Genomic DNA, 10,203 nt, shown 5'->3' on the forward strand with positions numbered 1-10,203 from the left:
GGTCATGCCACCGGGCCCGCACCAGCATGGCAGCCTGGCCGGAGTCCGTGGTCTTCAGATCTCCCGGACGGACCGACTTGCCGGGACCGTAGGTGGTTGCCGGCAGGCCGTGGAGGTCCTCCGGGCGGGCATGGCGGCCGCCCCAGATACCGGGGGCCGGCGCGGCCCAGGAGGTGTAGCTCTTCCGGGCGGTGACCAGCGTCAGCGCAAAACGGGTATCGACGTGCACCAGCGCTGCCCACGGCACCTCAATCGAGCGGAACGGATTCTCCAGGGTGACGCCGGCATCGTGGACTACAACGGACGGCATCCAGAACAGTTGCCAGCCCATGAAGGCAATGAAGGCCAGCGGGGCGATGCCGCCCAGCGCCCCCGGACCGGCCATGACGACCGTGACCACGACACCGAACGCGGCCACCGCCCAGGACAGCAACGCGAACCACTTGTTGGTTCGTGCTTTGAAGACTTCAACATTTCCGGCGTGCGGCGTAGAGCTCATGCCCCCAATAATTCAGTATTCCGAGCCGCAGCACTAATCCCCGGTGCACCGGCGGCCCGGGCGGAAGGATAGCCCATCATGACTGACTTCATCACCCTCGATCCGCCGGCGTCACCTGTGCCTGGCAAAGGCGAACCTGTCCTGGAGGTCCGGGATCTCAGCGTGGATTTCGGCGTGGACAAGAAATGGGTCCCGGCAGCGATCGGCCTGAACTACGAGGTCCGGGCCGGCGAAGTGCTCGCCATCGTGGGGGAGTCCGGCTCCGGAAAGAGTGCCAGTTCGATGGCGCTGCTGGGCCTGCTGCCGAGTAACAGCCGTGTGACAGGAAGTGTCAAGCTTGCCGGCCGTGAGCTGCTGGGGAGCAATGAGGCCAATATCCGCGCGGTGCGCGGCAAGGACGTCGCGGTGATCTTCCAGGAGCCGATGACGGCCCTGAACCCGGTGTACACCGTGGGGTCGCAGATCGTCGAAACTGTGCGTCTGCACAATGAAGTTTCCCCGGAAGAAGCCCGGCTCCGGGCCCTGCGCATGCTGGAACTTGTCGAACTGCCCGATCCGGAGAAGGCCTTCCGGTCTTACCCGCACCAGCTTTCCGGCGGCCAGCGCCAGCGCGCCATGATCGCGCAGTCGCTCTCCTGCGACCCGAAGCTGCTCATTGCCGATGAGCCGACCACGGCCCTCGACGTGACCGTCCAGGCCGAAATCCTTGACCTCATGCGCAACCTGCGGAACAAACTGGACAGCGCCATTGTGCTCATCACCCACGACATGGGAGTGGTGGCCGACCTCGCCGACCGGATCGCCGTCATGCGCAAGGGCCTGATCGTGGAGACGGGCACGGCAGCGCAGATCTTCCACAACCCGCAGCACGAGTACACCAAGGCGCTGCTGGCTGCGGTCCCACACCTGGGCCAGGGCGGCGCGGATTCCACGGCGGACGTGGACGTCACCGCCGCCCTCGCCGCCGCGACCCACGTCGAGATCCTCTCCATTCCTGAAGACGAGCTGATCCGGCGCGAGCGCGAAAACGCCGCCGCCCTGGCCGCGGCCGAAGCGGCCAAGCCGAAGGGCGAGCCGGTCCTGGAGCTCACCGATGTCGCCATCGAGTACCCGAAGCAGGGCCGGGTGCCGGCGTTCCGTGCCGTGGAAGGGGCCAACCTGGTCATCTATCCCGGACAGGTGGTCGGTCTCGTCGGCGAGTCCGGCTCCGGAAAGACCACCATCGGCCGGGCCGCCGTCGGCCTGCTGCCGGTGGCGGCAGGCACCATGCGGGTAGTCGGGCAGGATATTTCCGCCGCCAAGAGGAACGGCCGGCAGCTCCACGAGATGCGCCGGCACGTCGGCATGGTGTTCCAGGATCCGTCGTCGTCCCTGAACCCCCGGCTGCCCATCGGGGAAAGCATCGGGGAGCCGATGTTCCTGGCACGGGCCGCGAAGGGCGCCGACCTGCAGCGGCGGATTGAGGCGCTGCTGGACCAGGTCGAGCTGCCGCGCGACTACCGCAACCGCTACCCGCACGAGCTCTCCGGCGGCCAGAAGCAGCGCGTGGGGATCGCGCGGGCCCTCTCGCTCAAGCCCAAGCTGATGGTCGCCGACGAGCCCACCTCCGCCCTCGACGTCTCAGTCCAGGCCAAGGTGCTCGATCTGTTCCAGAACCTGCAGAAGGAACTGGGGTTCGCCTGCCTCTTCGTCACCCATGACCTCGCGGTGGTGGACGTGCTCGCGGACCGGATCTGTGTCATGCAGCGCGGCAGGATCGTGGAGCAGGGGACCCGCGACCAGATCCTCCGCAATCCCCAGGAGCCCTACACCCAGCGGCTTTTGGCGGCGGTTCCGCTGCCGGATCCGGACAAGCAGCGCGAGCGCCGCGAACTGCGCGCGCAGCTGCTGTCAGGGGCCAGCTGAGGCTTGCCTGGAGGGGGTCGGAACAGGGGCGAAAACCGGCAGATTCCAGTTAAGGGCGAGTAACCCAGGTCACACCGCGGGCGAATACTACCAGCCGGTAGCGTGTGACTTGAAATACACTCCGCTTGACGTTACTCGTCATGAGATTGTCGGATCACGGTTTGGCAACAGAGTTCCAACATTTGGACGGTTTAGGGCTAGGCTACTTCCATATGTAGGCCACGTCACAGGGGATACCCCTGTGCCTGCTTACGGGGAAGCATAAGTTTTTCCCTCACGAACTCCCACAACTCATAGGAGGCGGAATGCGTTTTTCGCGCACTTCCAAAGCACTGGGCATGGTGGCTATCGCCGCCCTCGCCCTGACCGGATGCGGTGCCAGCGGCTCCGCAACCGGTAGCGGCAGTACCGGCGGCGACACCAGCAAAGTGATCCTCGCCGACGGCTCGGAACCCCAGCGTCCCCTCATGCCCGCCGACACCAACGAAGTCGGCGGTGGCAAGGTCATCGACATGATCTTCGCGGGTCTGGTCAGCTACGACCCCAGCGGCAAGCCGGTCAACGAACTCGCCGAGTCCATCGAGGGCAAGGACGGCCAGCACTTCACCATCAAGGTCAAGAAGGACCAGAAGTTCACGAACGGCGAGGCCATCACGGCCAAGTCCTTCGTCGATTCCTGGAACTTCGGCGCCGCAGCCAAGAACGCCCAGCTCAGCGGTGGCTTCTTCGAAAGCATCAAGGGCTACGACGAAGCCAGCGCAGAGGGCTCCACGGTTGAGACCATGTCCGGCCTGAAGGTCGTTGACGACCAGACGTTCACCGTCGAACTGAAGCAGCCGGAATCTGACTGGCCGCTTCGCCTTGGCTACACCGCGTTTGTTCCGGTTCCCTCCGGTGCCCTGAAGGACCCGAAGGGCTTCGGCGAGAAGCCGGTCGGCAACGGCCCGTACAAGCTCGCGGACGGCGGCTGGCAGCACAACGTGCAGATCCAGCTCGTTCCGAACCCGGACTACAACGGCCCGCGCAAGGCCAAGAACGCCGGCGTGACGTTCAAGATCTACCAGAACGACGACTCGGCGTACCAGGACCTGATGTCCAACAACCTGGACATCCTGCAGACCATCCCGACCAGCGCGCTGAAGAACTTCAAGTCTGACCTCGGCGACCGCACCATCAACAAGCCGTACGCCGGCAACCAGACCATCGCCATCCCGGAATACCTGCCGGAATGGAGCGGCGACGCCGGCAAGCTCCGCCGCCAGGCGATCTCCATGGCGATCAACCGCGAAGAGATCACCAAGGTGATCTTCAACGGTGCACGTCAGCCCGCCAAGGACTTCACGGCACCCGTGCTTGACGGCTACAGCGACTCGATCGCCGGAGCCGAGAACCTGACTTTCAACGCCGACAAGGCCAAGGAAGCCTGGGCCAAGGCTGACGCCATCCAGAAGTGGGACGCGAACAAGACGTTCACCATTGCCTACAACGCCGACAAGGGCGGACACAAGGCCTGGGTTGAGGCAGTAGTCAACCAGCTCAAGAACACGCTCGGCATCAAGGTTGAAGGCAAGCCGTACGCCACCTTCAAGGAAGCCCGCAACGACGCCACCGCCAAGACCCTCACCGGCTCCATCCGTGCCGGCTGGCAGGCAGACTACCCGTCCCTGTACAACTTCCTCGGCCCGATCTACAAGACCGGTGCCGGCTCCAACGACGCCAGCTACGCCAACCCGACGTTCGACAAGGCCATCTCCGACGGCCTGAACGCCGCGTCGGTCAGCGACGGCAACAAGGCCATGAACAAGGCCCAGGAGATTCTCCTGACGGACCTGCCGGCCATCCCCCTGTGGTACCAGGTTGCCCAGGGCGGCTGGAGCGACAAGGTCACCAACGTCGACTACGGCTGGGACGGCGTCCCGCTGTACTACAACGTAACCGGTAAGTAACAACAAAACGACGGCGGGGGCCGCCCATACTGGGGCCTCCGCCGTCGTCGTGCTTCCCCTCCATTTATTTTCTTGATGCCCGGCTCTTTCGGGCGAACTTTTCGCAGCCCTGCCGCCGTGAGCAAACCGGCGCCGGCCTGCATCCATAGTGAAAAGGTTCTTTGATGAACAACTCCGCCGCATCCCTGGACAGGATGCCTGCCAACGAGGGTGTGACTCGCTGATGTCGACATACATCCTCAAGCGTTTCCTGCAACTGATTCCCGTCTTCCTGGGCGCAACACTGCTGGTCTATTTCCTGGTCTTCAGCCTGCCCGGTGACCCCATCGTGGCCCTGTTCGGCGACAAGCCGGTGAACGAGGCGGTCGCAGCCAAGCTGCGCATGCAGTACCACCTTGACCAGCCGTTCTGGATGCAATACCTGCTTTACCTCAAGAGCATCTTCACGTTCGACCTCGGCCAGGACTTCTCCGGACGCCCCATCGCCGCCGTGCTCGGCGAGGTCTTCCCCGTCACGGCGCGGCTGGCCATCATGGCGCTGATCTTCGAGGCCTTTTTCGGCATCATCTTCGGCCTCATCGCCGGCCTGCGCAAGGGCAAGCTCTTTGACGCCACGGTTCTGATCTTTTCGCTGATCGTAATCGGCATCCCGATCTTCGTCCTCGGCTTCCTGCTGCAGTTCACCATCGGAGTTCAGCTCGGCTGGGCCAAACCGACCGTCAGCTCTGCGGCGACCATCCCGGACCTCATCCTGCCGGCGATCGTGCTGGGACTGGGATCGTTCGCCTACGTCCTGCGCCTGACCCGCACGTCCGTCATCGAAAACATGAACGCCGACTATGTGCGCACCGCCACCGCCAAGGGCCTCTCCCGGTTCCAGGTGGTCCGCGTCCACATCCTGCGCAACTCCCTGATTCCCGTCATTACCTTCCTGGGCGCCGACCTCGGTGCCTTGATGGGCGGGGCAATCGTCACGGAAGGAATCTTCAACGTTCCGGGCGTAGGCAACCGGCTCTACCGGGCCGTGCTGTCCGGCGAAGGGCCCACGGTGGTCTCGATCGTCACCGTCCTGGTGCTGATCTACTGCCTCTCCAACCTGCTCGTTGACCTGCTTTACGGCTGGCTTGACCCGAGGATCCGTTATGACTCCTGATAACACCACCACCACCGCACGGCACGCCGATTCGCGCCGCCCGGCCCGCCGGACCGTGCACTTCGTGGCCGATGTCTCCGAGACTCCGCTCCAGGTAACGGACCGGGTCAAGGACGAAGCCGCACCGCTAAGCCTGTGGGGTGAGGCCTGGAAGAACTTGCGCAAGCAGCCGCTCTTCATCATCTCCGTGTTCCTGATCCTCGTGGTCGTGGCGGTGTCGCTCTTCCCGGGGCTCTTCTCGCCGATCGACCCGACCTCGGAGGCCTGTCAGCTGGCCAACTCCGACGCCGGCCCCGCCGCGGGCCACCCGCTGGGCTTCACCCAGTTGGGCTGCGACGTCTATGCCCGTGTCATCTTCGGTACGCGGTCCTCGGTGACCGTGGGCCTGTTGACCACCATCGGCGTGCTGCTGATCGGTGGCATCATGGGTGCCGTCGCCGGCTATTACGGCGGCTGGATCGACTCGGTTCTGGCCCGCATCAATGACATCTTCTTCGCCCTTCCCTTGATCCTGGGCGCGATCGTGCTGATGCAGCTGCCGATGTTCCGGGCTAACAAGACCGTGTGGACGCTGGTGCTCATCCTGATCATCTTCGGCTGGCCGCAGATTGCCCGCATCACCCGCGGCGCCGTCGTTGAGGTCCGGAACGCCGACTTCGTCACGGCCGCCCGGTCGCTGGGCGTCTCGAAGTTCGGCGCCCTCATGCGCCACGTCCTGCCGAACTCGCTGGCTCCGATCATCGTCGTGGCCACCATCTCCCTGGGAACGTTCATCGTGGCCGAGTCCACCCTGTCCTTCCTCGGCATCGGGCTGCCGGCCAGCGTCATGTCCTGGGGCAATGACATCGACGCGGCGAAGGCTTCCCTCCGGTCCAACCCGATGCCACTGATCTACCCGGCCATCGCGCTGTCCATCACCGTCCTGAGCTTCATCATGCTGGGCGATGCCCTGCGTGATGCCCTCGATCCCAAAGCCCGCAAGCGATGAAAGGGGACACTATGAGCGCCTCTGTTGACTTCCAGGAAGCTGAGTACGCCACTGAGCGCCCGCTGCTTGGAATCAAGGACCTGGCCATCGGGTTCACCACCAGCAACGGCGAGGTCAACGCCGTCCGCAACGCCCACCTCACCGTCATGCCGGGCGAAACCGTCGCGATTGTGGGCGAGTCGGGCTCCGGCAAGTCCACCACCGCGCTGGCTGCTATCGGCCTGCTCCCGGGCAACGGGCGGGTCGCGGCAGGCCAGATCCTGTTCGATGGCGAGGACATCTCCAACGCCAGCGAAAAGCGGATGATCGAACTGCGCGGCAACAGCATCGGAATGGTCCCGCAGGACCCGATGTCCAACCTGAACCCGGTGTGGAAGATCGGCGACCAGGTCCGCGAGACGCTGAAGGCCAACGGACTCCCGAGCGGCCCCGACGACGTCGCCAAGGTCCTTTCCCAGGCCGGGCTGCCCGACGCCGGAAGCCGCGCCAAGCAGTACCCCCACGAGTTCTCCGGCGGCATGCGCCAGCGCGCGCTGATCGCGATCGGGCTCGCCTGCCAGCCGCGCCTGCTCATCGCGGACGAGCCGACCTCGGCGCTCGACGTGACCGTGCAGCGCCAGATCCTCGATCACCTGGACAAGATGACCACGGAACTGGGCACCGCGGTGCTGCTGATCACGCACGACCTCGGCCTCGCCGCCGAGCGTGCCGATCAGGTGGTGGTCATGTACCGCGGCCAGGTTGTCGAATCCGGACCCTCGCTGGAGCTGCTGCAAAACCCGCAGCACCCGTACACCCAGCGGCTGGTCGCCTCGGCGCCGTCGCTGGCGTCCCGGCGCATCCAGGCGGCCAAGGAACTCGGTGTGGAAACCGACGACATGCTCGCCCCGAGCGAGACCGGCGTGGTTGAGCCGGCCAAGTCCGACGACGTCCTGCAGATCCAGAACCTCAGGAAGGTCTTCAAGCTGCGTTCTGGCCTGGGCAAGTCCACGGACTTCACCGCCGTCGACGACATCTCCTTCAACGTCAAGCGGGGAACCACGACGGCGATCGTGGGGGAGTCGGGTTCCGGCAAGTCCACGGTGGCGCAGATGGTCCTGAACCTCCTGACGCCGACCTCCGGCAAGATCATCTTCGACGGCGTGGACACCTCCACGCTGAACAGCAAGGAGCTCTTCGCCTTCAGGCGCCGGGTACAGCCGATCTTCCAGGACCCGTACGGTTCCCTGGACCCGATGTACAACATCTTCCGGACCATCGAGGAACCGCTGCGGACCCACAAGATCGGGGACAAGGCCAGCCGCGAGAAGAAGGTCCGGGAACTGCTGGACCAGGTGGCGCTGCCGCAGTCCACCATGCAGCGGTACCCCAACGAGCTCTCCGGCGGCCAGCGCCAGCGGGTCGCGATCGCCCGCGCCCTGGCCCTGGACCCCGAAGTGATCATCTGCGACGAGGCCGTCTCGGCACTGGATGTGCTGGTGCAGGCGCAGGTGCTGAACCTGCTCGCCGAACTGCAGTCCCGGCTCGGCCTGACCTACCTGTTCATCACCCACGACCTCGCGGTGGTCCGGCAGATCGCCGACCGCGTGTGCGTCATGGAGAAGGGCAAGCTGGTGGAAACAGGCTCGACGGACGACGTCTTCGAGTCGCCGCAGCAGGACTACACCCGGGCGCTGCTCAACGCCATCCCCGGCGCCGGCCTCATGCTGCCGCCGGAAATGGACGTGGCCTGAGCGGCCGCTTCCTGAGGGCTTGAAGAAGTCCGCCGCCAGCAGCGCTTAGCGGCTGGCAGTACAGGAGCCGGTGTCCTCCCTTCGGGGCGGACACCGGCTCCTTTGTTGTGCTGTGGCCCGTGCGCCGGCGGTGCCTGCGCCGGTGGCGCGTCCGCTGGCGGTGCCTGCGCCGGTGGGACAAGCCTGCGTTAGTGGGATAAGCCGGCGAGCATGCCGGGGTCGGCGTAGTCAAACCCCAGGGACTGCAGCCGCTGGCCGAAAACGGCGCCCAGGGCCGCGTGGCCCTGCCGGTTCAGGTGGACCCGGTCCGCCATCGAGCCCGTCAGGTTGTACCGGGTGAGCCAATCGCCTGCGCTGACGAACGACAGCCCGTGATGGTCCGCCACCCGCCCCAAAAGCGCGTCCACATCGCTCCGGCGTCCTCCGCCGTAGTGGGCGCCGCGCCCGAGTGTGCCGACCATGAGTATCCGGGCAGCGGGGTAACGCTGCTGGATGCTGGCGATCAGCCGTTCCGCGTTGGAGACGATCTGCGCGTCGGAGGCGCCGCGTGCGGCATCGTTCCCGCCGCCTTCGATCACCACGAGGGGAGGAGCGCCGTACGGGAGTTTCCAGTCGCCGCGCTGAAGCGCGTCGATGTAGTTGCCGGTCTTGCCGTTGGACGCCACGAAACCGGTGCCGCCCCGGCCACAGAAGAAGACTTTGTACCCAGCAGCGGCCAGACCCTGCCTGGGCCAGCCGTAGGAAGGTTCCGATTGCGAGTCGCCAATCAGCACGGCGACATTGCTGGTGTCCTTGACGATGATCTCGTTGCGGCCGTTGGCAGGATTGCGGTAGGTCGAGCCGCTCGGCAGTGCGGCGGGGTCGATGGTGGACCCGATGCGCGTCTTGGCCGCGGACCCGGCCGCGACCGGGACTCCGGCGCCAACGGCCGCTCCGGCCCCGCTGCCGGTCAGTGGCGTGCCCACAGCTTCCGACTCTGATGATCCAGCGTCGGAAGAGCCCACTTCGGAAGAGCCCGCGTCGGGCGCAGGTGAATAAGAGGTCTGTCCGCAGCCGCCAAGAACCACGCCGGTGGCGATCATCATTGCGACGAAGCGGGACAGGGCCGAGGCGTTTCGCATGAATGTCTCCGGGCTTGCTTGCTGCTATCAGAGCAATGATGGTGCATGGGCGCTGGAAAATCCAGTGACTTTACTCACACGTGATAGACCATTTCCGTGCGCCCGTCCTGCTCTGGCGACAGCGCGGACGCTGGTCACCGATCCGCATTTTAGGCCAATAAATGACCTAGCGTTTAGAATGGTAGTAGGTGCCCTGTGCCAAAGGGACTTATCTGTCGTGCGTTCCGGTTGGAAATGTCGCGATACCACAGCTGACTTCACCACTGAATCGAGCAATAACGCATGTCTGAAACCACCACCAACACCGCGGTAGCCACTGCATCGCGCAGTGACCTGCGCAACGTCGCGATCGTGGCCCACGTTGACCACGGCAAGACCACGCTGGTCGACGCCATGCTCAAGCAGACCAACTCCTTTGCCGAGCACAACCACCTCGAAGACCGCGTCATGGACTCCGGTGACCTGGAACGCGAAAAGGGCATCACCATCCTGGCGAAGAACACCACGGTGGCCTACAACGGACCGTCCTCCAACGGCGAAACCATTACCATCAACGTCATCGACACCCCCGGCCACGCCGACTTCGGTGGCGAGGTGGAGCGCGGCCTGTCCATGGTCGACGGCGTCGTCCTCCTCGTCGACGCCTCTGAGGGCCCGCTGCCCCAGACCCGCTTCGTGCTGCGTAAGGCCCTCGCCGCGCACCTGCCGGTGATCCTCCTGGTCAACAAGACCGACCGCCCCGACGCGCGGATCGAAGAAGTTGTCCACGAATCCATGGACCTGCTCCTGGGCCTTGCCTCCGACCTCGCCGACGAAGTTCCGGACCTCGACCTGGACAAGATCCTGAACGTGCCGGTT

At 65.0% G+C, this 10,203-nt stretch carries 8 protein-coding genes; 6 read left to right on the forward strand and 2 right to left on the reverse strand.

Features of this window, described 5'->3' with window-relative positions; translation table 11 throughout:
• A partial coding sequence (locus LQV45_RS11295) for a PH domain-containing protein (protein ID WP_230007106.1) occupies window positions 1-499 on the reverse strand: 499 nt, incomplete at its 3' end.
• A gap of 78 nt (window positions 500-577) precedes the next feature.
• Between LQV45_RS11295 and LQV45_RS11300 the strand changes: the two genes are divergently transcribed.
• The 5 genes from LQV45_RS11300 (at window position 578) to LQV45_RS11320 (ending at window position 8,224) form a co-directional block, all read left to right on the forward strand.
• Window positions 578-2,404 carry an ABC transporter ATP-binding protein gene (locus LQV45_RS11300; RefSeq protein ID WP_230007107.1) on the forward strand — a complete coding sequence of 609 codons (1,827 nt, stop codon included), beginning with the start codon at window positions 578-580 and terminating at the stop codon, window positions 2,402-2,404.
• A 305-nt stretch (window positions 2,405-2,709) separates the two neighbouring features.
• Window positions 2,710-4,350 carry an ABC transporter substrate-binding protein gene (locus tag LQV45_RS11305; protein ID WP_230007108.1) on the forward strand — a complete coding sequence of 547 codons (1,641 nt, stop codon included), beginning with the start codon at window positions 2,710-2,712 and terminating at the stop codon, window positions 4,348-4,350.
• Window positions 4,351-4,573: 223 nt separating this feature from the next.
• Complete coding sequence (locus tag LQV45_RS11310) at window positions 4,574-5,503, forward strand: ABC transporter permease (RefSeq protein WP_230007109.1); 930 nt, start codon at window positions 4,574-4,576, stop codon at window positions 5,501-5,503.
• The gene (locus LQV45_RS11315) at window positions 5,493-6,491 is read left to right on the forward strand and encodes an ABC transporter permease (protein ID WP_230007110.1); all 999 of its coding nucleotides are present in this window, start codon (window positions 5,493-5,495) and stop codon (window positions 6,489-6,491) included. Before LQV45_RS11310 ends, LQV45_RS11315 begins: the two co-directional genes overlap by 11 nt.
• A gap of 11 nt (window positions 6,492-6,502) precedes the next feature.
• Window positions 6,503-8,224 carry an ABC transporter ATP-binding protein gene (locus tag LQV45_RS11320; protein WP_230007111.1) on the forward strand — a complete coding sequence of 574 codons (1,722 nt, stop codon included), beginning with the start codon at window positions 6,503-6,505 and terminating at the stop codon, window positions 8,222-8,224.
• A 188-nt stretch (window positions 8,225-8,412) separates the two neighbouring features.
• Here the strand turns inward: LQV45_RS11320 and LQV45_RS11325 are convergent, their stop codons facing one another.
• Window positions 8,413-9,309 carry an SGNH/GDSL hydrolase family protein gene (locus LQV45_RS11325; RefSeq protein ID WP_230007112.1) on the reverse strand — a complete coding sequence of 299 codons (897 nt, stop codon included), beginning with the start codon at window positions 9,307-9,309 and terminating at the stop codon, window positions 8,413-8,415.
• 318 nt (window positions 9,310-9,627) lie between these two features.
• On the opposite strand from LQV45_RS11325, the gene LQV45_RS11330 reads away from it, so the two are divergent.
• The coding region (locus LQV45_RS11330) for a GTP-binding protein (RefSeq protein WP_230007113.1) at window positions 9,628-10,203 on the forward strand (576 nt) is incomplete at its 3' end.

This window comes from Microbacterium sp. Bi128 (genome assembly GCF_918698205.1).